Here is a 26,651-nt window from a genome sequence, read left to right as displayed (position 1 = left end):
GTTGCTGGCCAGCCTACTGCGGCAAAGTGTCTTGTTTCGCTGTCTCGTTTTGTCTTATTTTGTCTCATTTTGTCTCGTTTGAACGAAGACGCGGGACCGCTGTCCAAATGAGACAGAATGAGACAAAACGAGACAAAAATGGACACCCAAACGAGACACTTTGCCGCAGGAGGCTCGCCGGTAATAGGTACAACACTGGCGCGTTTGGTTGCCCACTTGCATGCACGCGGCGACCAGTTGTCGATCGATGACGCCCTGGGCATGGCCATCGATGCCTGGCTGGCCGCCGACACCTTGCGCGCTGCAGGCGGTGAAGCGAACGGTTATCAGTGGAAATGCCTGCTGTTGCCGGACGGGACCCATATCCGCATGACCGTGGACGGGCGCACCGAGTATGCCAGCGTCGTCGGCGACGCCATCATGTATCAAGGGCGCAGCGTGTCGCCGCGTGGCATGACGCTTGCCATCGCGGGCGAGGGGCGCAACGCGTGGCGCGAACTGGTGATTCGACGCCCGGGGGACGCAGGCTGGGTGCGCGCGTCGGTCTTGCGCAGCCGCATCGAGCGCGCCGCCCGCCAGCCGCAGCCGCAGCCGCAGCCAACGACACCCGCCGACAGCATGGCCGCCGCCGCGCGTTGCATGTCCGATGCCTTGCGCAGCGCGATGGTGCTTGTGGAACACGTCAACGCGCAGACGGCGCGGCAGCACGAGGAGCGGCGGCGCGGAGCTTGCCGCCGCGAGACCGATAAGCTGGGTGATGATTGCGCCTTCGAATGATGTTGCCGGCGCGCTGGCTGGCGGCGACGAGCGCATCGGCCAGTTGCTTGCGCTTGCCGCAGCGATAAGTGTGGGCGCCGTCCGCACTTGTCGATCACCTTCCGCCGTTCGCCGTTCGCCGTTCGCCGATTGCAGCTTGCGCCTGTCGCTTGTCGCCCGCAACTTGTCGATCACCTCCCGCCGTTCGCCAAGTGCAGCTTGCGCCCGCCGCTCGCCGACCGCGCCTGCGCCGCTTCACGGCATCGATCTGTCGCTGAATTGTCTTTGCTCCAGCCAATTTTTTCAAAATATTTTTCGGTGCATTGGGCAAAAAATCGACTTTTTCAAGGCCTTGAAAACCCTTGGTGTCGCCTTTAGATTGGATTCAACGGATGCTCCACGGAGGTCCGTCAACTTATCGCTTAACTTCTAAAAGGATACTTATCATGCGTACATTCGACCTTGCTCCTCTCTATCGTTCCGCTATCGGCTTCGACCGCCTGGCCAATCTGCTGGAATCGCAGCGCACTGAAGCGCAGCCCAGCTATCCACCGTATAACATCGAACTGGTCAGCGAAGACAAGTACCGCATCGTGATGGCGCTGGCTGGCTTCGACCGGTCGGAAGTCGAGATCATCACCGAACGCGACAGCCTGCACATCACCGGTCGCAAGCAGAAAGAGGACACCCAGCGCACCTACCTGCACCGCGGCATCGCGGCACGCGATTTCGAGCAGCGCTTCCAGCTGGCGAACCACGTCAAGGTCACCACGGCCTCGTTCGACAACGGCATGCTGACCATCGAACTGGTGCGTGAAGTGCCCGAGGCGCTCAAACCGCGCCGCATCGTCATCGACGGTGGCGAGAACGTGCAGGCGCTCGAGCAGCGCCAGGCTGCCTGACCAGCACCAGCCGGCACGCGATCCGCAGCAAGCCGAGATAGCGAGCTGAGCTAAACACCGGGGCGCCCGCAGCAAGGGGCGCCCCGTTCCACGTGCTGGCCGGCTTGTCGTTAGCGCCGGCAAGGCCATTAAGACAACCCTAAGTCTGATGCCGCATCATTCCACCATCGGCCAGGCGTCAAGTGGTCACGATGCTGCAAAACCAAAGAAGCAAACAAGAAGCACAGCAACACAGCAAACAATAACAAGCGTTCATTACCGAACATATCCTTTCAAACCAGGAGTACGTCCATGCATAACGAAGGTGCCATCACTGTCATCACCGCTAAGCGTCTCACGCTAGCCCTTGCCGCCGCGGGCGCCATTGGCGGAGCGGTTGGTGCGATCGCGGTCAACCATAACAACGCAGTCGCCTCCGCTCCTGTTGCGCTCGCCGCGCAGACACCGTCCGCCGCGCCATCGTCCGCACCGGCGGCCACCCCCGTCAATCCAGGCGCCCCCGCGCCGCTGGCGGCCGGCGTGGTGCTGCCCGACTTTACCCAGATCGTCTCGCGCAACGGCCCGGCCGTGGTCAATATCCGCGTCATGGGCAGCACCAAGACGGCCATGGGCCCGCAGCGCGGCCGCGGCATGCCTCCGCAGTTCGACGAGGACGACCCGTTTTTCGAATTTTTCCGTCGCTTCCAGGGGCCGCAGATGCCCCGTGGACAACAACGCGACACGCCCGTTTTTGGCGCCGGTTCCGGGTTCATTATCAGCCCGGACGGTGTCATCCTGACCAATGCGCACGTGGTGCGCGACGCCAAGGAAGTCACGGTCAAGCTCAACGACCGGCGCGAGTTCCGCGCCAAGGTGCTCGGCTCCGACCCCAAGACCGATGTGGCGGTGCTCAAGATTGACGCCAAGAACCTGCCGGTGGTGCCAATCGGCAAATCTAACGATCTCAAGGTCGGTGAATGGGTGCTGGCGATCGGCTCGCCGTTCGGACTGGAAAGCACGGTCACGGCCGGCGTGGTCAGCGCCAAGGGGCGCACGCTGCAGGACGACAGCCAGGTGCCGTTCATCCAGACCGACGTGGCGGTCAATCCCGGCAACTCGGGCGGCCCGCTGTTCAATACCAAGGGCGAAGTGATCGGCATCAATTCGCAGATCTACAGCCAGACCGGCGGCTACATGGGCTTGTCGTTCGCCATTCCGATCGATGTGGCTTACCGCATCAAGGAGCAGATTGTGACCACCGGCAAGGTGCAGCATGCCAAGCTGGGCGTGTCGATCCAGGAAGTGAACCAGGGTTTCGCCGATTCCTTCAAGCTCGACTCGCCCGAGGGCGCGCTGGTGTCGAACGTGGAAAAAGGCGGCGCGGCCGACAAGGCGGGCCTCAAGTCCGGCGACGTCATCCGCAAGCTGAACGGCCAGCCGATCGTGGCCTCGGGCGACTTGCCGGCCATGCTCAGCGTGGCCCAGCCGGGCGACAAGGTCAGTCTCGACGTCTGGCGCGACGGCAAGATCGTGCGCATCGATGCGCGCCTGGCCAACGCCAGCGACAAGGTGGCGCAGGACGAGCGCGAACCGGCCGCCGGCGCCGACGAGGGTGCGAAACTGGGCCTGGCCCTGCGTCCGCTCGACCCCAACGAAAAGCGCCAGTCGGGAATCGTCTCGGGCCTGGTGATCGAAGATGCGGCCGGGGCGGCGTCCACGGCCGGGGTCCAGCCGGGTGACGTTTTACTGTCCGTCAATGGCCGCCCTGTCAATTCGGTCGAGCAGGTGCGCGATGTGGTGGGCAAGGCCAGCAAGTCGGTGGCCTTGCTGATTCAGCGCGGTAATGACAGAATCTTCATTCCGGTGCGGATCGGGTAATCCTGCCCTTCCGCCCGCAGGGTACGAGAAAGTAGGATGTGATGCGCTTGCTGCTGGTGGAAGACGATACGATGATCGGCGAAGTGGTGCTCGACCTGCTCAGGGCCGAGCACTACGCGGTCGATTGGGTCAAGGATGGCGAAATGGCCGATACTGCCCTGCGCCAGTCGCAAAGCTACGACCTGGTCCTGCTCGACCTGGGCTTGCCGCGCAAGGATGGCCTGGAAGTGCTGCGCGCCATGCGCACGCGCAAGGACCGCACCCCGGTACTGGTGGCGACCGCGCGCGACGCGGTCGAGCAGCGCATCGCCGGGCTCGACGCCGGGGCCGACGATTATGTCCTCAAACCCTACGACCTTGACGAACTGCTGGCGCGCATCCGCGCCTTGCTGCGGCGCGCCGCCGGGCGCGGCGAACCGATCTTCGAATACAAGGCCATCAGCATCAATCCGGCCACCCGCGAAGTGCAGGTCGACGGCGTGCCGGTCACCCTGTCGGCGCGCGAATGGGCCGTGCTCGAAGCCTTGATCGCCCGTCCCGGCGTGGTGCTCTCGCGCGCCCAGCTGGAAGAAAAGCTCTACAGCTGGCGCGATGAAGTGAGCAGCAACGCGGTGGAAGTGTATATCCACGGCTTGCGCAAGAAACTCGGCAGCGATCTGATCCAGAACGTGCGCGGGGTCGGCTACATGGTGCCCAAACTATGAACCTGGCGCACTCGCTGCGCGGCCGTCTGTTGTGGTTTTTGCTCGCGGCCATCAGTATCGCCGCCGTGGCGCAAGCGTCGATCGCCTATCGCACGGCGCTGTCTGACGCCGACCAGATTTTCGATTACCACATGCAACAAATGGCGCTGTCGCTGCGTTCCAGCGCGCCGCTGTCGAATACCGAAACGGCCGCGAACGTGGAAGCGGACGCCGAAAACAACGAGTTGATGGTGCAGGTCTGGACCCCGGACGGGGTGCGCGTGTTCCGCACCGTCTCGCGCACCACCCTGCCGCAGCACGCGGTGCTCGGCTTTTCCAACATCAAGGCTAACAACACCACCTACCGCGTGTTCTCGGTGCAAAGCAGCACCCAGACCCTGCAGATCGCCCAGGACATGGCGGTGCGGCGCAATATGGCCGGCAACCTGGCCTTGCGCACGGTCGGTCCGATTGCGGTGATGATGCCGATCCTGATGCTGGTCGTGTGGTGGGTCGTGAGCGGTTCGCTGCAACCGGTCTCGCGCGTGCGCACCCAGGTGGCGGCGCGCCAGGCCGACGACCTCTCGCCCGTGTCGGAAGCGGACTTGCCGGACGAAGTATTGCCGCTGGTGCAGGAATTGAATCTCTTGTTCGGCAGGGTGAAGACCGCCTTCGACGCCCAGCAGCATTTCGTGGCCGACGCCGCGCATGAACTGCGCACGCCGCTGCAAGCGCTGAAACTGCAGGTGCTGAGCCTGGAGCGGGCGGACAGCCCGGAAGCGCGCGGGGTGGCGGTGGGCCGGTTGACGGCCGGCATCGAGCGCGCCACCAGGCTGGTGGAGCAATTGCTGGTGCTGGCGCGCCAGGAAGCGAGCGCGGCGGGCGGAGTAAAAACCCAGCCGGTCGAGTTGGCCGACCTGGCCAAGCGGGCGCTGGCCGACCTGGCGGGCGCGGCGCAGGCGCGCGGCATCGACCTGGGCCTCACGCGTGCCGATCCGGTGCAGGTGGCGGGCCAGCCGGACGCCCTGATGATCATGCTGCGCAACCTGATCGACAACGCCTTGAAATATACCCCGGCCGGCGGCACAGTGGATCTGAGCGTGACCGGGGAAGGCAAGGGTACGGCGCTGGTGGTGGAAGATAGCGGGCCGGGCATACCGGCGGAAGAAAGGGAGCGGGTATTCAACCGTTTCTACCGCATCGCCGGCAGCGAGGCCAGCGGCAGCGGACTGGGGCTGGCGATCATCAAAGCGATCGCCGAGCGGCACGGAGCCAAGTTAAGTCTGGGCGAATCGGCCAAGCTGGGTGGTTTAAGCGTGCGCATCGACTTCCCTGCTGCAAGCAAAGCCGACGCCTAGGGGTCAGACCCCGGTTTTTCAGTTGGGGGTCTGACCCCGGTGTTACCGAAGTCGATAGAAGTCGTAGGGGTCAGACCCCGGTTTTTCAGTTGGGGGTCTGACCCCGGTGTGACCGGAGTCGATAGGAGTCGATAGGGTCTGACCCCGGTGTTACCGCGCCTAGAACGGCCTACTTCTTAATAATCGCCTGCAACAGCGCAAACGCCTCATGCCGGATCGTGGCATCGGCGGCGGCCAGTTCCTTACGTGCCTGCACCAGCGCGGGTTTCTTGAGCATCTTCTTCTCGGCCGCGTTCGGCACCGGCGGTTCCGGCGGGAACATGCTGGCCCGGCTGTTATAAGTCTGCTGCAACAAGCGCTTGCCATAATCGGACGCATAAAACGTGGTCAGCTCATTGGCCGCCTCGACCCCGATCACGCGCGCCACCGGTAGCGCCAGGCGCTTGTAGATTTCCTGCGGCGGCACTTTGTCGAGCTTGGCGAACACGCTGTCGCGCTGTTGGTCATTCACATAGCGGCTGGCACCGGCCACCGAGCGCATCATTTTTTCCGACTGCATGGCTTCGAGCATGGCTTGCACCGCCTGGACCCGGGCGGCATCGGGCGTGGCCACCGTGGTGGACGCCGCCACCGTGGCGGCGGGCGCGGCGGCCGGCGCTGCCTGCGTCAACGGCGCGCCGGCCAGCAGTGCGGCCATTGTCAGCGCGTAAATTGGTTTCATTCTTCATCCTTTTTCAACAGTCACAGGGCTGCCCGTTACCGGGCCAGCCGACACAATAATGCAAAAGGGCAGGCCAGGTCTACGCGACCCGGCCTGCCCCCTACCAGCTAGCGCGCGCCGCGCTTAAAACTTATGCCACAGGCGGGCGAAATACGATGCGCCGTTCATGCCGAACTGCACCGACTCATACTTGAAGCCGTTGTCGGTCTGGTCCGGATCCTGCTCGGTCGGCTTGACATTGAAAATATTCGCGCCGCCCACGGTCAGCTTGGTCTTGTCGCTGAAATTATACGTAAAACTCAGGTCGGCCGAGGTTTTTGGCTTGTACACCTGGTTCGGGGTTGGCGCGCCGGACCAGGTACCCAGGGTTTGCTTGCCGAAGTGGATCACCTTGAAGTCGGTGCCGATCTTGCCCAGCGCGTATTCGAAGCCCAAAGTCGCCTTGCGCCGCGGTCCACCCTGTTCCAGGAACAGGCGCTCGCGCTGGGACAGCAGCACGTCTTCATAGCCCTTGAACGCGGCCGGCGCATTTACCCCGGTCACTTCGGTCTTGCTGATGTTCATGGCCAGGAAGGTGTTGAGCTTGCCGCCGGCCAGCTCGCTGCGGTTCGACACCGTCAAGTCCAGGCCCTGCGTCTTGGTATCGATGGAATTGACGAAGAACTGGGCCGCGCCCACGCCCAGGGTGCTCAGCAGCGGCACGATCGGCGCGTAGTTATTGGCGTCGAAACGGCCCGAAAACACGATACGGTCGTCGATCGCGATGCGGTACAGGTCGGCCGTGATCGAGGTGGTCGGGGTCGGCGTCCAGGTGCCGCCCAGGGTGAAGCTGACCGACTCTTCTTCCTTCAACTTCGGAATCCCGATCGCATTGGCCACGTTGCCGCCGTTCGGCGCGAACACCGAATCGACCGGATTGCCGTTGACGAACTCGGTGAAGGTCGACGAAAAGAACGCTTGCTGCAGCGACGGCGCGCGGAAACCCGTGCTGGCCGAACCGCGCAGCAGGATCGCATCGCTGATCTTGTAGGCTGCGGCCAGCTTGCCGGTCACGCTGTTGCCGAAGTCGCTGAACTTCTCGTAACGCACGGCCGACAGCACTTTCAGGCGCTCGGTGACGTCGGTCTCGACATCGATGTAGGCCGCCACGCTATGGCGGCTGTTGTCGGTCGCGTCGCCCGGGCGAAAGCCCGGGAAACCCTGGCTGCCCGGGTCGCCGCCGAAGCCGGGACCATCGACATCGTTGTACGAACCGGCTTCGCCGGCGAAGATTTCGTAGTTTTCCTTGCGGAACTCGGCGCCGAAGGCCAGGTTCAAGCCGCTTAAGATGTTCGGAAAGAAACGGCTGGCGTCGGCATTCGTGGTCAGCTGCATGGCGGCAAAACCGCCGGCGTCGAATTGCGAGGCCGACACGCCCTTGCCGCCCTTGAGCAGGTCGGCGTTGGCGATCGAGGCATTGAGCGTATTGCTGATGTTGTAAAGCATCTTGTTGTAGCCATAGGTCTGCGAAAAGTCCGCATTCCACTCGCCCAGCTTGGCGCGATAGCCGACCGTGCCGTAATGGTCGTCGATGTCGGCATTGATGTACGGCGCAAAACCGTTCGGATACATGGCTTGCGCATTGCGTACCGGAATCTGGTCCGGACCGCGGCCGAACGCGGCCGAGGAAGCATCGCGCTTCTGGGTGCCGGCCGTGAAATACAGCTTGCCGTCGACCATCGGGATCTCGCCATTCAGGTACAAGGTCTGGTTGTTCACCTTGCTGTCGCCGATGGTGCGCAGGCTGCCCGCGTCGGCCCGGTTCGAGCGGCCACGGTCCAGATATTCAGCGGTGATGCCGACCGCGCCGCCGGCCACTGCCACGCCGCAATAGGCCGAGGCCAGGTAGTTCTCGCCGTCGCCGGCCGAATACTGGCCCGCGCCGAGCACGCTCTCGCAGCCGAGCGATTTTTTCAGGTCGATATTGATCACGCCGGCGATCGCATCCGAGCCGTACTGGGCGGCGGCGCCATCGCGCAGCACCTGGATGTTCTTCACCGCCAAGAGCGGAATCGCATTCATGTCGGTGCCGGTGTTGCCGCGGTTGCGCGCGCCGAAAATGTTCACCAGCGAAGTGCTGTGACGGCGCTTGCCGTTCATCAACACCAGGGTTTGATCCGAGCCCAGGCCGCGCAGGGCGGCCGAGTCGACCAGGTCGGCGCCGTCGGCCCCGCTCTGGCGTGTGGAATTGAACGAGGGCGAGATGTAGGTCAAGGTCTGGGCCAGGTCGAACTGGCCGCCCTGTTCGGCCAGGCGGGTCATGGGAATCAGGTCGACCGGGACCGCCGTATCGGTGGCGGAATTGGCCGAGACGCGGCGTGAACCAACCACGCTGACGCTGGGGATGACTTCTTCCTTGGCGGCTGGCTGGGCCGACTGGGCGAAGCTGGCGGGGGCGTACACGGCGAGAGCGGCACTGCCGTACAAAGCGAGCAAGATGGACCTACGTAAAGGGGTGGTGGTGAACACGCGACGGTCTCCGGGTTTTTATTAGAAGGAGATTGATTCTAATGTAATTTCCATGCCCTACGTCCAGCGCGGTGTGGCGCAATGACAACGTTGTCAATACCCGTTGACGGCCTCGGCCCGTCCGCCCACCAGGATCAGATTTCCTTTGAAGCGGGTGCGGATCAGGCAGGGTGCCCCCAGTGCAGCACCCTGATGCACCGTGATGGTGCAGCCCAGATGGGCCGCCAGCGCGCCCGCCGCCACGCCGGTGGCGCGGTCTTCCATGGCTGGATCGAGATGGTTGAAGTTGCGCCCTTCGTACGTGTGCGCGCCGCTGCGCCACAGCACGTAGCAGCCGTTGACGCCGTGTTCGCGGCCCCACGCCACGATGCGCTCCAGCGGCGGGCGCAGGGCGTGCAGGGTGGCGCGCTCAGGCACCTCGATCAGCAGCTTGGGACTGCCGACCGAGGCCAGCACCGGCGCGCTGGCCAGCGTCAAACCGGGCTGGCCCAGCAGCCAGGCGGCCAGCGCGGTATCGATCGCGACCGCGACGGCTGGGACAGGCTGGGCTTGCAGCGCGACAAAATAGTCCTCTCCCTCGCGCCTCAGCAGCAGGGCTTGCGCATGCATCGCCGTGCTCAGCACAATATCCGACGGCGGCTGCAGCGCCTGCCCGGCGCGCCCGAACAGCACCTGCGCCGCGCCCAGGGTGGCGTGCAGGCACAGGGGACTCCTGGCATGCGGATAGTAATAGTCGGCGATGACACCCTGGTCCGGGCCGGCGTCGAGAAACACGCAGGCCGGATGCGGCTGCGCGCGCGCGAACGCCTGGCGTGCGGCGGGCGTGGCCGGCCCGCCTTCGATCACCAGCGCCATGTTGCCGTGACCGGGCAATGCACCAAAACAGCGCACCAGATGAGTCTGCATAGTTATTCCCAATTGGTAAGAAAATGGAGGGAGGTATACTGTGTTTCCATACAGTAGTTTCCTCCATACATTTGATTGTAATATTTTTTCCATGAGTACCGCCGTCGCCGCCCCCAGCCTGCCCGATTACGCCGAGTTGTATTGTTTGACCAACTTTTCCTTCCTTCACGGCGCTTCCCACGCAGAAGAACTGGTGGCCCGCGCCGTCCAGCTCGGGTACTCGGCGCTGGCGATTACCGACGAATGTTCGCTGGCGGGGGTGGTGCGGGCCCATGCCGAAGCCAAGAAGGCGGCGCTGCCCCTGATCATTGGCGCCCATTTCCACCTGTGCCATGAGGATGGCGGCGCGGCCCTGTCGCTGATCCTGCTGGCCCAGAACCGCAATGGCTACGGTAACCTGGCCGAGCTGATCACCCTGGCGCGCACGCGCAGCGCCAAGGGGACCTATCTGCTCACACCCACCGACCTGGCCGCGCCCGTCGCCGCCTACGCCCACCTGGCCGGCATGCCCGACTGCCTGGCGATCCTGCTGCCCGCCTATCCCGGCCACGAGCTGGACGACCTGGACCGCCTGCACACCCAGGCCGCCTGGATCGCCGCCACCTTTCCCGGGCGCGCCTGGCTGGGCCTGAACCTGCTGCACCGCGCCTTTGACGAAGCGCACCGCGCCACGGTCGACGAAGTGGCCTGGCAACACGGCCTGGCCGTGGTGGCGCTGGGCCACGTCTGCATGCACGTGCGCTCGCGCAAGCCGTTGCACGACACCCTGTGCGCGATCCGCCTCAACACGCCCGTGGCCGAGTGCGGTTACGAACTGGCGCAAAACGCCGAACAGCACCTGCGCGCGCGCCTGCGCCTGGCCAACCTGTACAGCCCCGAGGCGCTGGCCGAAACGCTGCGCATCGCGCGCCTGTGCACGTTTTCGCTCGACCAGCTGCGCTACGAATACCCGGATGAACTGGTGCCGCCCGGACAAACGGCAGCGGGCTACCTGCGCGCCGAAACCTACATCGGCGCGCACCACCGCTTTCCGCTCGGCATACCGGCCAAGGTGCAGGAACAGCTCGAAACCGAGCTCGGGCTGATCGGCGAACTGCGCTACGAACCCTATTTTTTGACCGTGTACGACATCGTGCGCCATGCGCGCTCGATCGGCATCCTGTGCCAGGGGCGCGGCTCGGCCGCCAATTCGGCCGTGTGCTACTGCCTGGGGATTACCGAAGTCGACCCCGCGCGCGGCAATCTGCTGTTCGGACGCTTCATTTCCAGGGAGCGCGACGAGCCGCCCGACATCGACGTCGACTTCGAACACCAGCGGCGCGAAGAAGTGATCCAGTACATCTACAACAAATACGGGCGTGCGCGCGCCGCCCTGGCCGCCGTGGTGATCAGCTACCGCCCCAAGAGCGCCCTGCGCGACAGCGGCAAAGCGCTCGGGGTCGACCTGGCCATCGTCGAAAAAGTCGCCAAGACGCACCATTGGTTCGACAGCAAGGACGACCTGGTCCAGCGCCTGGCCGAATGCGGGCTCGACCCGGATTCCCCGCTGGCCCAGCAATGGGCCACCCTGGCCCAGCGCCTGCTTGGCTTTCCGCGCCACCTGTCGCAGCACCCGGGCGGTTTTGTCATCGCCGCCGGCAAGCTTTCGCGCCTGGTGCCGATCGAAAACGCCGCCATGGCGGACCGCAGCGTGATCCAGTGGGACAAGGACGACCTGGAAGAACTGGGTTTGCTGAAAGTCGATGTGCTGGCGCTCGGCATGCTCACGGCGCTGCGGCGCGCGCTCGAGCTGGTGGGCGAGCTGCGCGGCACGGTGTTTTCCCTGCAAGACATCCCGCCCGAGGACCGCGCGACCTACGACATGATTTGCGCGGCCGACACGGTGGGCGTATTCCAGATCGAATCGCGCGCGCAGATGAGCATGCTCCCGCGCATGCTGCCGCGCACCTTTTACGATCTGGTGATCGAAGTGGCGGTGGTGCGGCCGGGGCCGATCCAGGGCGGCATGGTCCATCCCTACCTGCGCCGGCGCCAGGGGCTGGAAAAGCCCGACTACCCCAAGGAGGAATTGAAGGAAGCGCTGGCGCGCACCCTGGGCGTGCCGATCTTTCAGGAACAGGTGATGCAGGTGGCCATGATCGCGGCCGGCTTTACTGCGGGCGAGGCCGACCAGCTGCGACGCGCCATGGCCGCCTGGAAACGCAAGGGCGGGCTGGAAAAATACTACGGCAAGATCGTCGAGGGCATGCTGGGGAAGGGCTACACCCTGGAATTTGCCGAATCGATCTTTAACCAGATCAAGGGATTCGGCGAATACGGCTTTCCCGAATCGCACGCCGCCAGTTTCGCGCTGCTGGCCTACGCCAGTTCCTGGCTCAAGTGCCACGAACCGGCCGCCTTCCTGTGCGCCTTGCTCAACAGCCAGCCGATGGGATTCTACAGCCCCTCGCAACTGGTGCAGGACGCGCGCCGCCACGGCATCGAGGTGCGCGCGGTGGACGTGGCCATCAGCGGCTGGGATTGCAGCCTGGAGGTGGGGGAGGGCAGCCAGCCCGCGGTGCGGCTGGGTTTGTCGCTGCAGCGCGGCATGCGGCCCGAGGCGGCGGCGCGGATCGAAGAGGCGCGCGCCGTCAAGGCCTTCGGGAGCGTGGCCGACCTCGCGCGCCGGGCCGCGCTGGACCGGCATGACCTGCAGGTGCTGGCCGGCGCCAATGCGCTGGCCGGCTTGTCCGGCAACCGGCGCCAGGCCTTGTGGCAAGCGCTGGGCGCGGTGCCCGACAAGGACTTGTTGCGCCCCACCACGCCGCAGGAAGAGGACCCCCTGCTGGACGCTCCGAGCGAAGGCGAAGACATTGTCGGCGACTACCGCGCGCAAGGCTTGACCCTGGGACGGCACCCGCTGGCGCTGCTGCGCGCGCGCCTGCTCGCGCAGCGTTTTTTACCGGCGTCGCAACTGAACGGGTTCAAGCAGGGACAACTGGCGCGCGCCTGCGGCATCGTCACGGTGCGGCAACGTCCGGCGACGGCCAAGGGCGTCCTGTTCGTCACCATCGAAGACGAGACGGGCAATGTGAACGTGATTGTCTGGCCGAGCCTGGTGGAACAACAGCGGCGCGAAGTGCTGGGAGCGAGTTTGCTGGGGGTGTACGGGGTGTGGCAGCGGGAGGGGGAAGTGCGGCACCTGGTGGCCAAGCGGCTGGTCGACATGAGCCACCTGATGGGCCGGCTCGACACCAACAGCCGTGATTTTTGCTAGTCCTGCAACCGGGGTCAGAGCTTTAACTTGAAACATTTCTTAACGGGGAGGCAGAGCCCGACGCTCCGACGTCCCACTAAAGCCTGGGAACACGCAGGACCGTTAACCTCAAAACCGTCATTCCTACCATTGGCAGAAATGACTTCCCGCGCAGGCGGGAATCCAATGTCGCACCGTTACAGACGACTCGACAGAATTGGATTCCCGCCTTTGCGGGAATGACGGTCTCGAGGGTAGCGAAAGGGGCAGCGTCTGCCGAGAGCCAGCATCCCCTTTTCCGCGCAACTTACTGCGTGTTGGTGCCGTAATAGCTGTGAATCTGGCTCGACCATTGCTGGTTGGCCATGTCCGGCCAGTGATCGGTGTCGAAACCTGGCGCATTGTCGATGCGCTCTTTCTCGATATCGAGCGTGAAACGCTTGTTGGCGGTGTCGAGCGTCAAGGCAGCCCAAGGCACCGCAAACAATTTCTCACCAATCGTCAGCACGCCGCCGCTCGACATGACTGCATACGCAATCTTGCCAGTACGCATGTCCAGCATGATTTCCTTGATTTCACCAAGGTGCTCGTTTTTCAGGTTATGCACATGGTCGCCGATCAGCGTATCGGCGCCCATCAGTTCCGGACCCGGGCCTTTCGAGCCCTTGTCGACATACATGCCGTAAGCATCGCGTTCTTCGTAGGACATTTTGACCTCCTGTGGTAAAAGTTCAATCCTGAGGCTTGAGCAAGATCACGTCTGTTCGCTGGCGCACACCAAATGAATAATCGGCAATCTTTCAAATTGATCAATAAGACATCCCCGACGTAGCCGCCGGCTCGGCCGTCGTTGCTGTTCTTTACCTTGTTTTGCGGAAGCATTGGCCGGTTTAAGGTATAATTTCAATTTCCCGCACGTGCCGTTCGGCACCATCTGCAATGACCAAATTTGTCTTCGTCACCGGTGGCGTTGTGTCTTCCCTTGGAAAAGGGATTGCCGCCGCCTCCCTCGCCGCGATCCTCGAATCGCGCGGCCTTAAAGTCACCATGCTCAAGCTCGACCCGTACATCAACGTCGATCCTGGCACGATGAGCCCGATGCAGCATGGTGAAGTCTTCGTCACCGACGACGGCGCCGAAACCGACCTCGACCTGGGCCACTACGAGCGCTTCATCAGCACCCGCATGCGCAAGGTGAACAACTTCACCACCGGCCAGATCTACGAATCGGTGATCCGCAAGGAACGCCGCGGCGAATACCTCGGCAAGACCGTGCAAGTGATCCCGCACATCACCAACGAGATCCAGGATTACATCTACCGCGGCGCCGAAGGCGTGGACGTGGCGCTGGTCGAAATCGGCGGCACCGTGGGCGACATCGAATCGCTGCCCTTCCTCGAAGCGGCGCGCCAGCTGTCGCTGCGCGCCGGGCGCAAGTCGGCCGCGTTTGTCCACCTGACCCTGGTGCCCTACATCGCTTCGGCGGGCGAGCTGAAAACCAAACCGACCCAGCACAGCGTGCAAAAGCTGCGTGAAATCGGCATCACCCCGACCGCGCTGCTGTGCCGCGCCGACCGCCCGATTCCCGACGACGAACGCGCCAAGATCTCGCTGTTCTCGAACGTCGAAGAGCAGGCCGTCATCTCCGTGTGGGACGCCGACACCATCTACAAAGTACCGCAGATGCTGCACGACCAGGGCCTCGACGCCATCATCCTCGAAGCGCTCGGCCTGGAAGCGCCGCCGGCCGACCTGTCGATGTGGACCAAACTGATCCACGCGCTGGAAAACCCGAAAGCGGACGTCACCATCGGCATGGTCGGCAAATACGTCGACCTGACCGAGTCCTACAAGTCGCTCACCGAAGCGCTGCGCCACGCCGGCATCCACACCGAGAGCCGGGTCAACATCGAATACCTGGACTCGGAAGACATCGAGACCAAGGGGTGTGAACACCTGGCCAAGTACGACGCCATCCTGGTGCCGGGCGGCTTCGGCAAGCGCGGCGTGGAAGGCAAGATCATGGCGGCGCGCTACGCCCGCGAAAACCAGATTCCCTACCTCGGCATCTGCCTCGGCATGCAAGTGGCCCTGATCGAATACGCGCGCCACAAGGCTGGCCTGGTCAACGCCAACTCGACCGAATTCGACACCGACACCGACCAGCCGGTGGTGGCCCTCATCAACGAGTGGCAAAACCATGACGGCAAGGTCGAAAAGCGCGACGAAAAATCCGACCTGGGCGGCACCATGCGCCTCGGCGCGCAAACCTGCGCGGTCAATCCGGGCACCCTGGCGTTCGACATCTACGGCAGCGTCGTCACCGAGCGCCACCGCCACCGCTATGAGGCGAACAATCACTACCTGGCGCGCGTCGAAGCGGCCGGCATGATCGTCTCGGCGCGCACGCCGACCGAAGACTTGTGCGAGATCATGGAACTGCCGCGCACCGGAGAAAATGCGCACCCGTGGTACATGGGCGTGCAGTACCATCCCGAGTTCAAGTCGACCCCGCGTACCGGCCACCCGCTGTTTACGTCGTTCATCAAGGCCGCGCTGGCGCACAAGGCGGCCAACGGCCAGGCAGCGGCGGTCGCCCCTAAAGGAGAAGCAGCATGAAGCTTTGCGGTTTTGACGTCGGCCTCGAGCACCCGATTTTTCTCATCGCCGGCACCTGCGTGATCGAATCGCGCCAGATGGCGATGGACACCGCCGGCACCTTGAAAGAGATCACCTCGGCGCTGGGCATCCCGTTCATCTACAAGTCTTCTTTTGATAAGGCCAACCGCTCCTCGGGCACCTCGTTCCGTGGTCCCGGCATGGACAAGGGCCTCGAGATCCTGGCCGACGTGCGCCGCGAAATCGGCGTGCCGGTCCTCACCGACATCCACACGATCGAAGAAATCGCCGCCGTCTCGAGCGTGGTCGACGTGTTGCAAACGCCAGCCTTTTTGTGCCGCCAGACCGACTTCATCATCGCCTGCGCCCAGTCGGGCAAACCGGTCAACATCAAGAAGGGCCAGTTCCTCGCGCCCGGCGACATGAAGAACGTGATCGACAAGGCGCGCCTTGCGGCCAAAGAAGCGGGCCTCAATGAAGACAACTTCATGGCCTGCGAACGCGGCGCCTCGTTCGGCTACAACAACCTTGTCTCCGACATGCGCTCGCTGGCGATCATGCGCGAATCGAACTGCCCGGTCGTGTTCGACGCGACCCACTCGGTACAACTGCCGGGCGGACAGGGCACCTCATCCGGTGGCCAGCGCGAGCACATTCCCGTGCTCTCGCGCGCAGCCGTGGCGGCCGGTATCGCCGGCCTGTTCATGGAAACGCACCCGAACCCCGCCCAGGCGCTGTCGGACGGCCCCAACGCCGTGCCGCTCGGCCGCATGAAGGAACTGCTCACGACCCTCGTCGAACTCGACCGCGTGGTCAAGAAAGCCGGCTTCCTCGAATCGCACTTTGCGTAAGTTTGTGTAGTGCGGCACTTGCTGCCATCCCGATCGCCCTGACAGATGCAGGCGGACCGCCAACGGTCCGCCCACCTTTTTCTTACCCTTTGGAGATTGAAATATGAGTGCTATCGTTGACATTATCGGCCGCGAAATTATCGATTCACGCGGCAATCCGACCGTCGAATGCGACGTGCTGCTCGAGTCGGGCGTGATGGGCCGCGCGGCGGTGCCGTCGGGCGCGTCGACCGGTTCGCGCGAAGCGATCGAACTGCGCGACGGCGACATGAAGCGTTACTTCGGCAAAGGCGTGCTGCAAGCCTGCGAAAACATCAATACCGAAATCTCCGAAGCCATCATGGGCCTGGACGCGAACGAACAAGCCTTCCTCGACCGCACCCTGATCGACCTCGACGGCACCGAAAACAAGAGCCGCCTGGGCGCCAACGCCATGCTGGCCGTCTCGATGGCGGTCGCCAAGGCCGCCGCCGAAGAAGCCGGCCTGCCGCTGTACCGCTATTTTGGCGGTTCGGGCGCGATGCAAATGCCGGTGCCGATGATGAACGTCATCAACGGTGGCGCGCACGCCGACAACAACCTGGACATCCAGGAATTCATGATCATCCCGGTGGGCGCACCGAGCTTCAAGGAAGCGATCCGCTACGGCGCCGAGATCTTCCACACGCTCAAAAAGATCCTGCACGAGAAAAAGCTGGCCACCTCGGTCGGCGACGAAGGCGGCTTCGCGCCGAACGTGGCCAACCACGAAGAAGCCATCAAGCTGATCATGCAAGCGATCGAGCAGGCTGGCTACGAGCCGGGCACGCAGATCTGCCTGGGCCTGGACTGCGCCGCATCCGAATTCTACAAGGATGGCAAATACCACCTTGAAGGCGAAGGCATGCAGCTCACCGCCACCGAGTTCACCAACATGCTGGCGACCTGGTGCGACAAGTACCCGATCATCTCGATCGAAGACGCGATGGCGGAAAACGACTGGGAAGGCTGGAAGATCCTGACCGAAGCGCTGGGCAAGAAGGTACAACTGGTGGGCGACGACCTGTACGTCACCAACACCAAGATCCTGAAAGAAGGCATCGAAAAAGGCATCGCCAACTCGATCCTGATCAAGATCAACCAGATCGGCACCCTGACCGAAACGTTCGCGGCGATCGAAATGGCCAAGCGCGCCGGTTACACGGCCGTCATCTCGCACCGTTCGGGCGAGACCGAAGACTCGACGATCGCCGACATCGCCGTTGGCACGAATGCCTTGCAGATCAAGACCGGCTCGATGTCGCGTTCGGACCGCATGGCCAAGTACAACCAGCTGCTGCGCATCGAAGAAGACCTGGGCGACATTGCCAGCTACCCTGGCCGTAGCGCTTTTTACAACCTGAAGTAAGCTGACCGCACCGGCCGGCCACGCGCCGGCCGGTGCCACCCTCCTTTCATGCGCCTCATTACGCTCGTTCTTGCGACCCTCCTGATCCTGATCCAACTTCCGCTGTGGCTGGGCAAGGGCGGCTGGCTACGCGTGGGCGAATTGGAAAACCAGGTGATGGTTGCGCAGCGCAAGACGGTGGAACTCAAAGCGCGCAACGCCAAGCTCGACTCCGAAGTGCACGACCTGACGAACGGGACGGGCGCGGTGGAAGAGCGCGCGCGCTTCGAGCTCGGCATGATCAAGAAAAACGAAATCTTCATCCAGATTCTGGATGCCAACGGCCATCCCAAAGAATCGGCCACCCCGCTCCCGCCGCCCAAGCCCGACGCCAAGACCACCCCCTGAAGCAAACTCCTAGCACCGGGGTCTGACCTCTGTTTCGAAACTAATTGAGACTTAGCAAGGTTTCCCTCAACCGGGGTCAGAGCTTTAACTTGAAATAGTTTTCTTCTGGATAGACTATTCTCTTAAAATCCTCGCACCGGGGTCTGACCTCTGATTCGAAACAGTTTTCGCTTGAATAAGTTTTGGGCCAAAATCGCGCGTGCGCCAGGCACAAGTTTCCTCCCCATCGATCTATAAAATCGTCGCTCCCACTATGGGGGTGCTTGATAGGGCGTATTTCGCGAGGCGCCATGCGTCGTCCGGAAAGCGCCAACTGGAGTTGGCGGAGAGAAAAAAATTGCTAATCAGAGGTCAGACCCCGGTTGCATTCGTTTTTACAGTAAGTACCAACTCGCGTTGCCGGATAAGCCGAAATTGCTAATTAAAGCTCTGACCCTGGTTGTAGGTGGGCGGCTCGTCAGCTTATCGGTGGTGATACCTAAGCATCAGAAAAATCCTCTGCCTTTTCTATCATTTTCGTTGACAACTACCGGCAATCGGTATTTAATTTCTGTAACGACAGAAATGAATGAAATTGGAGAAATTATGGCGCTGGGACCGACCGAACAGAAATTCGTGCTGCATTGGGGCGAGATGGGCACGCGCTGGGGCGTGAACCGTACCGTGGCGCAGATTCACGCGCTGTTGTTCCTGGCTAACCGCCCGCTGGCCGCCGAGGATATCGCCGAGGCCTTGTCGGTCGCGCGCTCGAACGTGAGCAATAGCCTCAAGGAGCTGCAAAGCTGGAACCTGATCCGCGTCACCCACTTGATGGGCGACCGCCGCGATCATTTCGTCGCCCTCCACGATGTGTGGGAGATCTTCCGCGTCATCGTCGAGGAACGCAAACGGCGCGAGATCGATCCGACCCTGACCGTGCTGCGCGAATGCGCCATCGAGGGCAATACCGACAGCGCGCTGGAACCAGCCTCGCTGGCGCGCATGAACGAGGTGCTCGCTTTCCTGGACATGCTCGGCACCACCTATGACGACTACAAGCACCTGCCGCCGGCGACCCTGCAGCGCTTCCTGAAAATGGGCGGCAAGGTCGCGCGCTTCCTCGGACCGGATGACAAGGCCCCATCATGAGCGGCGCCGAACTGACTCTCTACTTCGACGGCAAATGCCCGTTCTGCCGCGCCGGCATGGACAAGCTGGCGCGCTGGGACCGCGCCGGGCGCCTGGCCTTTGTCGATATCGCCGCCCCCGGCTTCGATCCCGCCCACCTGGGCGTCGACATGGCCGCCCTGAACCGCGAGCTGCATAGCCAGGCGCGCGACGGCCGCGTGCTGGTCGGCGTGGACAGCTTGCTGCGCTCCTACAGCCTGGCCGGCCAGGCCTGGCGCGTGCTGCCACTGCGCGTGCCCGGCCTGCGCGCCGTGTGCAGCTGGTCGTATCGCCTGTTCGCGCGTCACCGCTACATGATGTCGCGCGTGCTCGGTTATCGCGCCCCGGGCTGCGCCGATGGCGTGTGCGAGCGTCCCAATCCCTTCTTCAAACAATGAAAGCGCGTATGCACTCACCATCCCTGCGCCAGTGGGCTATCCGCTGGATGTTCGCCACCATCGTCACGCACCTGGTGGTCGGCATGCTGCTGCCATGGTTCGCCGACGCCGCTGTTTTTCGCGATTACCATCGCGGTATCGAAACCGCCTTCTGGGGCGCCAGCGTGCCGGCCCAGGCCCACGCGCAGCAGATCTGGTGGATCTCGCTGTTCGGCCCCACCGTGCAAAGCGCGGCGCTGTGGATGGGCGCCCTGGCGTATATTGGCGCGCGCCAGCGCAGCGCCTTTGCCTGGGGCGCGCTGATCGCCGGCATGCTGTTGTGGGCGCCGCAGGACATGCTGGTGTCGCTGCGCGCCGGCTGCATGGACAATATCTGGATCGATACCTTCGCGCTGGTGACCATGCTGCCGCCGCTGGTGTACCTGTTCTGCGTCGACCGCAAGCAAACGGTGCACACATGATCGCGTCCGAAGGCGAATTATTCAAAAAGATCCTCGGTCCCGCGTGGCGCGGCCTGCATCCCGACATCCAGGCGCGCTTCGACCATAACCCCATGCCCGGCAAGCCGCTGCGCTACCAGGGCCAAATGACGGAGCTGACTTGCTCGAAAGTCGGGCGCTTGCTCGGCTACCTGACCATGCCGCTGATCCAGGGCGCGCTGATGCCGTATAACGATGCCGACTTCCCGGTCGATATCGAGGTGTATTCGAAGGAGGGCAGCGCGGCCATTTTCAAGCAGCGCATCTATCGCCTCAACGGGCGCAAGCCGGTGCAGTTCACGTCCTACATGTTGGAGAGCGCGCGCGGCGAAGTGCTCGAATACGTCGGCATGGGCATGGGGATGAAGCTGGTGCTGGAGGTGCGCGACGGGAACCTGCATTTCGAGAGCGATGGCTATTTCTGGCAAGTGATGGGTGTGCGCATTCCGATGCCGGCCTGGCTCACGCCGGGCAAGACCTATCTGTGTCACCGCAATAACGACAGCGCGCAGTTCGATATCCGTATCGAGATCCGCCACGCGCTGTTCGGTACAACCTTCACGCAGGCGGGCGTGTTTCGCGAGGTACGACCATGAATACCCACTTATTGGCATTGCAGTTGATGGCGTGCCAGGGCTGCCTGGGCGCCTTTGACACCCTGTATCACCATGAACTGACCGAGGCGCTGCCCGGCCGCGCCAGCGCCAGGCTGGAACTGTCGATCCACGCGGTGCGCGCCCTCATTTACAGCGCCATGTTCATCGGCCTGTCGTACTGGCGTTTCAATGGATTGTGGGCGGTGCTGCTGCTGGTGGTGTTCGCGGTCGAAATCGTACTGACCTTGTGGGACTTCGTGGTCGAGGACCGGACCCGCCTGCTGCCGGCCACCGAACGCGTCACGCATACGGTGCTGGCGATGAACGGCGGCGCCTTCATCGCCTTGCTGGCCCTGAACGCGGGCGAAGCGCTGGCGCAGCCGACCGCGCTGGCGTGGGAGTCGCACGGCGCCTTGAGCGCCTTCCTGTTCCTCTGCGGCGTGGGCGTGGGCTTGTCCGGCTTGCGCGATGCGTTTGCGGCGCGCGCGCTTGCCCGCCAGGCGGCGCAGGAGCGCGCTCCCGCCTTGCGCTTCGGCGAGCGTGAGTGCGCGGTGCTGGTGACCGGCGCCACGGGCTTCATCGGCCAGAAACTGGTGCGCGCACTGCTCGCCGACGGCCATCGCGTCACCTTGCTCACGCGCCAGCCGCGCGCCGCGGCCTGGATGTTCGACGCCCGCGTGGAGTGCATCGCCGACATGGCAGCCTTGCCGCCGGCGCGCCGGATCGACGTGGTGGTCAACCTGGCCGGCGCCCGCATCCTGGGCTGGCGCTGGAGCGAAGCGCGCCGCGCGGCCTTGCGCGCCAGCCGCATCGGCACCACGCGCAAGGTGGTGGCCTGGATCGCGGCGGCCCATCACAAACCGGCGTTGATGCTGTCGGCGTCCGCCATCGGTTACTACGGCATCCAGGCGCAGGGCGACAACACGGTGCTCACCGAGCGCGATGGGCCGCAGCCGATGTTCATGTCGGACCTGTGCCGCGAGTGGGAAGAAGCGGCCGGCGCCGCCGCGGCGTATGGCGTGCGCGTGGCGTGCATGCGTTTCGGCCTGGTGCTCGGCACCCAGGGCGCACTGCCGATGATGCTGTTGCCGGTCAAGCTGGGCATGGGCGGCCCGCTCGGGGGCGGGCGCCAGTGGCTGTCGTGGATCCATGTGGACGACCTGATCGCCGGCATGGCCCACCTGTGGAGCGGGGACGAGGGCGGGGCCTTGAACTTCACCGCGCCCGAAGTGCTTTCGCAGGCGGACTTCAACAAGGTGGCGGCCAAGGTGTTGAAGCGCCCGTACTGGCTGCCGACGCCCGGCTGGCCGATGCGCCTGGCGCTGGGCGAACAGGCCGATTTGCTGCTCGAAGGCCAGCGCGTGGCGCCGGCCAGGTTGCAGGCCGGCGGTTTCGTCTTCCGCCATCCGACCCTGGCCGGCGCGTTGGCGAACCTGTCCTGAGGGCTCAGTCGATCACGATCTTGACGGCGACCTTGCCTTCGCCGCCGGGCTGTCCTGGCGCACCAGCAGTCAATCATTCCCCCGGGGCCTGGAACGCTGGCCGATCCGCTCACCTTAAACAGCTTGCAGGCCGGGTGCGCATATCGCATCTATCCTGTACCTCAAAAACTCAACAGGTCTTTCAATTCCTGGGCATTGCGGCGCGAGATTTCCAGTACTTTGCCGTCGCTCATGGTCACCTCGTAACCCATCGAGATCGATTCTTCGATGGCGCGGATTTCCTGCAGGTTGATGATGCACTGGCGGTTGGCGCGGAAGAAGAACTTGACCGGCAAGCGCTCCTCGATGCTGTTCAACGATTTTTTGACGTAGGCTTTTTCACTGCCGAAAAAGATGCGCACGTAGTTTTTGCAGCTCTCGATATAGCGGATCGTCTCCAGGCTCACCAGGTGGCAGCGCTCGCCGTCCTTGACGAAGATTTTGCTGTTGATGTCGAGCGGCGGCCTTGCTACCACTGCCGGCGCTGCCTCGGCGGCCAGCTTGGCGATGGCGGTGGCCAGCCGTTCGTGGCTGACCGGTTTGAGCAGGTAGTCGACGGTGTTGTAGTCGAACGAGCGGATCGCGTATTCGGAGTACGCCGTCGTGAAGACGATGCGCGGCAGGTAGTCGAGCATCTCCAGCAGGTCGAAGCCGCTGGCGCCGGGCATGTGGATGTCGAGGAACAGCACGTCCGGCCGCAGGTCGGCGATCAGCGGCGCGGCCGTTGCGGGATGGTCCGCCTGGCCGATCACCTCGACCCCGTCGAACTGGCCGAGCATGCGCACCAGGCCCTCGCGCGCCAGGCGCGAGTCTTCAATGACCATCACCCTCATGCGGCGCGCTCCAGCGGCAGCGTGATAGCGACCTTGAAGACGCCATCGGCGTGCGCCGCGTCCAGGGTGGCCAGCTCGCCATACAGCAGATGCAGGCGCTGTTCGATATTGAGCAGGCCGATGCCTGTGCAGCCGGGTGTCGCCACCTGCGCGCCCGGGGCGTCGTTGCGCACTTCCAGTTGCAGGCACTGGCCCAGCTGGCGCGCCTCGACGTTGAGGGTGCCGCCGCCCTGGAGCTGGTCGAGGCCATGCTTGATGGCGTTCTCCACCAGCATCTGCAAGACCATCGGCGGCATCAGCGCGTCATCGAGGCCGGGCGCGATGCGAAGGGAGAAATCGAGCCGTTCTTCCAGCTGCGTCTTGACGATGGCGAGGTACTTGGTAATGATGCCCACTTCATGGTGCAGGCGGACTTTTTCGTGCCGGCTGCTTTCGAGCGAATAACGCAGGATGTCGGAAAACGAGGTAATCATGGCGTCGGCGCGCTGCGCATCTTCGTGGATCATGAAGCGGATGTTATTGAGTGAGTTGAACAGGAAGTGCGGATTGAGCTGGTTCGACAGGCTGCTCAATTGGGCTTCCTTGAGGTTGTTTTGCAGGCGCAGGTTGAACAGTTCGGCGTTCTTGATGCGCCGGCTGCTGCTCACGCTGATGTAGATGAAGCCCCATATCGCCACGAACAGCTGGCTCTTGGGCGCTTCGTCCATGAATTTGTTCATGATGAGTTCGGACGGGATCACCGGTATCTTGAGCGCTTTGTATTTGGCGCTGATGGCTTTCAAGAACATCGGCGCGACCACGGCGGTGACGCAGGCGCCGATCACCATGCCGGCCAATGCGCTGTACAGGACCACGATGGCAATGAGCCGGGCAATCGGCACGGCGTCGCCGCCGCGCCGCTTGTACAGCCAGCGCAGCACCAGCACCGCCAGCGTGTAGAACGGAATCCACACCAGGCTGGTGTAGACCTGCAACCTGACCATGAAGCCCCACACGACGGCGATGGCGATGCTGGCCATCAGGCCGACCGCCACCGCGCTGAAGTGGTAAAGCCAGAAGTGGCGGTCGCGCGGGAAGAAGTGAAGTGGCATGCGGTCGGCGTATCCAGTGGATGATTGGAGAGCGCATTCTAACAAGATGGCCGGTGCGCCTTCGTTGCTGCTTAGTTGCCCGCTTACTTGGCCGCTTTGCGCCGTTCGCGTTCGGCCGCGCGCGCCGTCACCAGTTCCGCCTCGAAGCGCGTCGCCGATGCAGCCTGCGCTTGAACCGGTCCGCCCAGCGCCAGGCGGAAGCCTTCGCCGATGCTGCTCGCGTTATCGTCCCCCGCATGGCCGCGCACCACCGTGCGCACGTCGCGCGACGAGAAGCTGCCGCCGCGGTGCATCATCATCGGCGACTGGCGCTTGCTGCAGTTGGTGGTCCATGCCGAGCCGTCCACCGGCGCGCCGTCGTAGTTCAGGTGTTCGCAATCGGCTACGTATTCACCCACATTGCCGATCATGTCGTACAGGCCGAAAGCGTTCGGTTCGTACATGCCGACCACGGTGGTAAACGCGGCGCCGTCTTCGCAGGTGGCGGGTTTTCCGCTGCGCCCGATGATGGCGGCGATCGCCTTGCTGCCCGTGAAATCGCGGATGTTCGCATGGCGGCACACCTGGGTGGCGTCGTTACCGAAGTAATAGTCGCCCTTGCTGCCGGCGCGCGCGGCGTATTCCCATTCGGCTTCGGACGGCAGGCGGTATGGCTTGCCGGTTTGCGCCGACAGCCATGCGGCGTAGGCGGTGGCGTCGAGCCAGGTGACGCACATGACCGGATGGTAGTCGCCCGGCGCGTAAGCGGGCGTGTTCCAGGCGCCCGGTCCCATGTCCATGCCCCACTCGGCGCTGGAGAACTTCCAGCATTGGTTTTCTGTCTTGTGGCCGGTCGCTTCGACGAACTGGCGGAACTGGCCGACGGTCACTTCATATTTCGCCATCTGGAAGGCGGGCACGCGCACCTCGTGTATCGGCTGGTCGGTCGGATAGTTCTTGTCCGGACCCGGAACCGGGCCGCCCATCGCGAACGTGCCGCCTTTGATGGCGGCCATCGGCGGTTCGGTGACGTTTCCGGCGCCACTGCCGGCGGCGGCTGCCGCGCCGTTTGACGCCATCAGGGCCAGTGAGAACAGGAGGGTGTTTTGCATGTCGTGCCTTCATCAAGTGGGGTGGTGAGAATGAAGGGCATTCTGGGCGAGCGCGCTGCCGTTTTGGCAAAAAGGTGCCGACCGGCGCTATGCGGGGATGAGCGGCAATGCGCTTCGACAGACACGTCCGGTAACACTTCTTACCGGTGCATGCTGGTTGCAAGGAGCCAATCGCGGTGTAATGGCTGCATGGACGACACGCAGTAGTCGCCCTGGTCCCCGAAGAGACGGTATTTTCAGGCGACCCATTTGCTGCAGGTAGTATTGACGACAGGAGTTCATATGCATAAGAAAGCCCTCATCATCGCCCTCATGGCTGTTTGCATGGGCACCGGCAGCGCCGCCTTCGCGCAATCGCGCGACTACCGCGGCGAGCATGATCAGCGCAGCGAACGCAATGAACGTTACGAGCGCGGCGACCGCGATGGCCGCCGTGACAACGACCGTTACGATCATCGCCGCGGCGACCGTTACGACGGTCCGCGTGGGGGCTACCAGGGCCACGATCGTGGCTCGTCGGAGCGTCAGCACTATCGCCGGGGCGCGTACCTGGAGCACCAGCATCGCGGCAGCAGCTATGTGGTCAGCGACTGGCGCAGCCGCCGCCTGAGCGCGCCGCCGCGCGGTTCGCACTGGGTGCAGGCCAACGGCGACTATCTTCTGGTGGCGATTGCCACGGGACTGATCACGCAGGTGCTGTTGAATCAATAGCGCTCATGCCGGGGCGGCGGCTACAATGCCGCTTTTGCCCCGGCTGCGCCGCCCGACCCGTCATGACCCCGAACCACGACACGTTTCATCCCGACCTGCGCGTGCTCCAGCGCGCGTACGACACGCACGGCCTGGCATGGAGCGCGCCACGGCATGAGGCGGAAAGCGCCGACTATGCGGCCGCCAGCTTCGAGGTCGACGCCCTGCGGGTGCGTTTTCGCGTCGCCAAAATCACGCCGACCAAGGTGGGGCAGTTCGTCACGCTGTGGAAGCGCATCGGCGCCGGGCCGATCCAGCCGTTCGACGACACCGATGCGGTCGACCTGTTCGTGGTCAGCACCCGCGATGGCGAGCGGTTCGGACAGTTCGTCTTCCCGACAGCGGTGCTGGCCGCGCGCGATGTGGTGGCGCGCGGCGGGCAGGGCGGCAAGCGTGCGATCCGCGTGTATCCGCCATGGGTTGTCACGACCAGCAAACAGGCGCAGGCCACGCAGCGCTGGCAGCTCCCGTTTTTTGTCGCCGCCGGCGCCGATGCCATCCGCATGGGCACGCTGTACAGCCGGGCCGCGTCACCAGGCGCACTCCAGGCGTGACACGCTTGCCATGTACCTGCCATCGGGTGCACAATCTGTCATTACCAAGCACCGCATCCATT

Annotated in this window: 25 protein-coding genes; 18 read left to right on the top strand and 7 right to left on the bottom strand. The window is 63.6% G+C overall.

Annotation, left to right across the window (positions count from 1 at the left end; all coding sequences use genetic code 11):
- Window positions 1-138 precede the first annotated feature (138 nt).
- The 6 genes from F0185_RS21225 (at window position 139) to F0185_RS21200 (ending at window position 5,556) form a co-directional block, all read left to right on the top strand.
- The gene (locus tag F0185_RS21225) at window positions 139-777 is read left to right on the top strand and encodes a hypothetical protein (RefSeq protein ID WP_223164550.1); all 639 of its coding nucleotides are present in this window, start codon (window positions 139-141) and stop codon (window positions 775-777) included.
- Window positions 758-1,189, top strand: coding sequence for a hypothetical protein (locus F0185_RS21220; protein WP_167227817.1), 432 nt, complete (start codon window positions 758-760; stop codon window positions 1,187-1,189). Before F0185_RS21225 ends, F0185_RS21220 begins: the two co-directional genes overlap by 20 nt.
- Before the next feature lie 13 nt (window positions 1,190-1,202).
- The gene (locus F0185_RS21215) at window positions 1,203-1,658 is read left to right on the top strand and encodes an Hsp20 family protein (RefSeq protein WP_166895085.1); all 456 of its coding nucleotides are present in this window, start codon (window positions 1,203-1,205) and stop codon (window positions 1,656-1,658) included.
- Between the two features lie 291 nt (window positions 1,659-1,949).
- Window positions 1,950-3,515, top strand: coding sequence for a DegQ family serine endoprotease (locus F0185_RS21210; protein WP_167227815.1), 1,566 nt, complete (start codon window positions 1,950-1,952; stop codon window positions 3,513-3,515).
- 41 nt (window positions 3,516-3,556) lie between these two features.
- The gene (locus tag F0185_RS21205) at window positions 3,557-4,219 is read left to right on the top strand and encodes a response regulator (protein WP_167227912.1); all 663 of its coding nucleotides are present in this window, start codon (window positions 3,557-3,559) and stop codon (window positions 4,217-4,219) included.
- Entirely contained in the window at window positions 4,216-5,556 is a 1,341-nt protein-coding gene (locus tag F0185_RS21200) for an ATP-binding protein (RefSeq protein ID WP_167227814.1), read from the top strand. Before F0185_RS21205 ends, F0185_RS21200 begins: the two co-directional genes overlap by 4 nt.
- A 169-nt stretch (window positions 5,557-5,725) precedes the next feature.
- On the opposite strand, the gene F0185_RS21195 is transcribed toward F0185_RS21200, so the two are convergent.
- The 3 genes from F0185_RS21195 to F0185_RS21185 form a co-directional block, all read right to left on the bottom strand.
- Window positions 5,726-6,277, bottom strand: coding sequence for a hypothetical protein (locus F0185_RS21195; protein ID WP_167227812.1), 552 nt, complete (start codon window positions 6,275-6,277; stop codon window positions 5,726-5,728).
- Window positions 6,278-6,400: 123 nt separating this feature from the next.
- Window positions 6,401-8,785, bottom strand: coding sequence for a TonB-dependent receptor plug domain-containing protein (locus F0185_RS21190; protein WP_167227811.1), 2,385 nt, complete (start codon window positions 8,783-8,785; stop codon window positions 6,401-6,403).
- 93 nt (window positions 8,786-8,878) lie between these two features.
- The gene (locus F0185_RS21185) at window positions 8,879-9,691 is read right to left on the bottom strand and encodes a PhzF family phenazine biosynthesis protein (RefSeq protein WP_167227809.1); all 813 of its coding nucleotides are present in this window, start codon (window positions 9,689-9,691) and stop codon (window positions 8,879-8,881) included.
- A gap of 91 nt (window positions 9,692-9,782) precedes the next feature.
- Between F0185_RS21185 and F0185_RS21180 the strand changes: the two genes are divergently transcribed.
- Complete coding sequence (locus tag F0185_RS21180) at window positions 9,783-12,947, top strand: error-prone DNA polymerase (RefSeq protein ID WP_167227808.1); 3,165 nt, start codon at window positions 9,783-9,785, stop codon at window positions 12,945-12,947.
- A gap of 286 nt (window positions 12,948-13,233) precedes the next feature.
- On the opposite strand, the gene F0185_RS21175 is transcribed toward F0185_RS21180, so the two are convergent.
- Window positions 13,234-13,635, bottom strand: a complete 402-nt coding sequence (locus F0185_RS21175) for a PRC-barrel domain-containing protein (RefSeq protein ID WP_167227807.1) — start codon at window positions 13,633-13,635, stop codon at window positions 13,234-13,236.
- 230 nt (window positions 13,636-13,865) lie between these two features.
- Between F0185_RS21175 and pyrG the strand changes: the two genes are divergently transcribed.
- The 9 genes from pyrG (at window position 13,866) to F0185_RS21135 (ending at window position 22,231) form a co-directional block, all read left to right on the top strand.
- Window positions 13,866-15,545, top strand: coding sequence for a CTP synthase (pyrG, locus tag F0185_RS21170; RefSeq protein WP_167227805.1), 1,680 nt, complete (start codon window positions 13,866-13,868; stop codon window positions 15,543-15,545).
- Window positions 15,542-16,396 carry a 3-deoxy-8-phosphooctulonate synthase gene (kdsA, locus tag F0185_RS21165; protein WP_166895067.1) on the top strand — a complete coding sequence of 285 codons (855 nt, stop codon included), beginning with the start codon at window positions 15,542-15,544 and terminating at the stop codon, window positions 16,394-16,396. The genes pyrG and kdsA overlap by 4 nt, the downstream gene beginning before the upstream one ends.
- 103 nt (window positions 16,397-16,499) lie before the next feature.
- Window positions 16,500-17,783, top strand: a complete 1,284-nt coding sequence (eno, locus tag F0185_RS21160) for a phosphopyruvate hydratase (protein ID WP_166895066.1) — start codon at window positions 16,500-16,502, stop codon at window positions 17,781-17,783.
- A 48-nt stretch (window positions 17,784-17,831) separates the two neighbouring features.
- Complete coding sequence (gene ftsB, locus F0185_RS21155; protein ID WP_166895064.1) at window positions 17,832-18,170, top strand: cell division protein FtsB; 339 nt, start codon at window positions 17,832-17,834, stop codon at window positions 18,168-18,170.
- Window positions 18,171-18,755: 585 nt separating this feature from the next.
- Complete coding sequence (locus F0185_RS21150) at window positions 18,756-19,298, top strand: GbsR/MarR family transcriptional regulator (protein ID WP_167227804.1); 543 nt, start codon at window positions 18,756-18,758, stop codon at window positions 19,296-19,298.
- Window positions 19,295-19,714, top strand: coding sequence for a thiol-disulfide oxidoreductase DCC family protein (locus tag F0185_RS34935; RefSeq protein WP_229477121.1), 420 nt, complete (start codon window positions 19,295-19,297; stop codon window positions 19,712-19,714). Before F0185_RS21150 ends, F0185_RS34935 begins: the two co-directional genes overlap by 4 nt.
- Window positions 19,715-19,722: 8 nt before the next feature.
- On the top strand, window positions 19,723-20,175 hold the full coding sequence (locus F0185_RS34930; protein WP_229477120.1) for a cell division protein: 453 nt from the start codon (window positions 19,723-19,725) through the stop codon (window positions 20,173-20,175).
- Entirely contained in the window at window positions 20,172-20,789 is a 618-nt protein-coding gene (locus tag F0185_RS21140; RefSeq protein ID WP_167227802.1) for a DUF4166 domain-containing protein, read from the top strand. Before F0185_RS34930 ends, F0185_RS21140 begins: the two co-directional genes overlap by 4 nt.
- Window positions 20,786-22,231 carry a TIGR01777 family oxidoreductase gene (locus F0185_RS21135; RefSeq protein WP_167227800.1) on the top strand — a complete coding sequence of 482 codons (1,446 nt, stop codon included), beginning with the start codon at window positions 20,786-20,788 and terminating at the stop codon, window positions 22,229-22,231. The genes F0185_RS21140 and F0185_RS21135 overlap by 4 nt, the downstream gene beginning before the upstream one ends.
- 161 nt (window positions 22,232-22,392) lie before the next feature.
- Here F0185_RS21135 and F0185_RS21130 read toward each other — a convergent pair whose 3' ends face one another.
- The 3 genes from F0185_RS21130 to F0185_RS21120 all read right to left on the bottom strand — a co-directional run bounded on the left by F0185_RS21130 (window position 22,393) and on the right by F0185_RS21120 (window position 25,285).
- Window positions 22,393-23,103: a LytR/AlgR family response regulator transcription factor gene (locus F0185_RS21130; RefSeq protein WP_167227798.1), complete on the bottom strand. Its 711-nt coding sequence runs from the start codon at window positions 23,101-23,103 to the stop codon at window positions 22,393-22,395.
- Window positions 23,100-24,194 (bottom strand): sensor histidine kinase, encoded by a 1,095-nt coding sequence (locus F0185_RS21125; protein WP_167227797.1) that lies wholly within the window; start codon window positions 24,192-24,194, stop codon window positions 23,100-23,102. The genes F0185_RS21130 and F0185_RS21125 overlap by 4 nt, the downstream gene beginning before the upstream one ends.
- Before the next feature lie 83 nt (window positions 24,195-24,277).
- The gene (locus F0185_RS21120) at window positions 24,278-25,285 is read right to left on the bottom strand and encodes a formylglycine-generating enzyme family protein (RefSeq protein WP_167227795.1); all 1,008 of its coding nucleotides are present in this window, start codon (window positions 25,283-25,285) and stop codon (window positions 24,278-24,280) included.
- A 282-nt stretch (window positions 25,286-25,567) separates the two neighbouring features.
- Here F0185_RS21120 and F0185_RS21115 point away from each other — a divergent pair, with 282 nt between their 5' ends.
- Entirely contained in the window at window positions 25,568-25,996 is a 429-nt protein-coding gene (locus F0185_RS21115) for an RcnB family protein (protein WP_167227793.1), read from the top strand.
- Window positions 25,997-26,058: 62 nt separating this feature from the next.
- Window positions 26,059-26,589, top strand: coding sequence for a MepB family protein (locus F0185_RS21110; RefSeq protein WP_167227791.1), 531 nt, complete (start codon window positions 26,059-26,061; stop codon window positions 26,587-26,589).
- Window positions 26,590-26,651 lie beyond the last annotated feature (62 nt).

The sequence above is a fragment of the Massilia rubra genome, from assembly GCF_011682065.1.
GTDB classification, from domain to species: Bacteria; Pseudomonadota; Gammaproteobacteria; order Burkholderiales; family Burkholderiaceae_D; genus Telluria_A; species Telluria_A rubra.
Note: the sequence above shows the minus strand (reverse complement) of the source record. Positions and strands in the feature narration are given on the sequence as shown.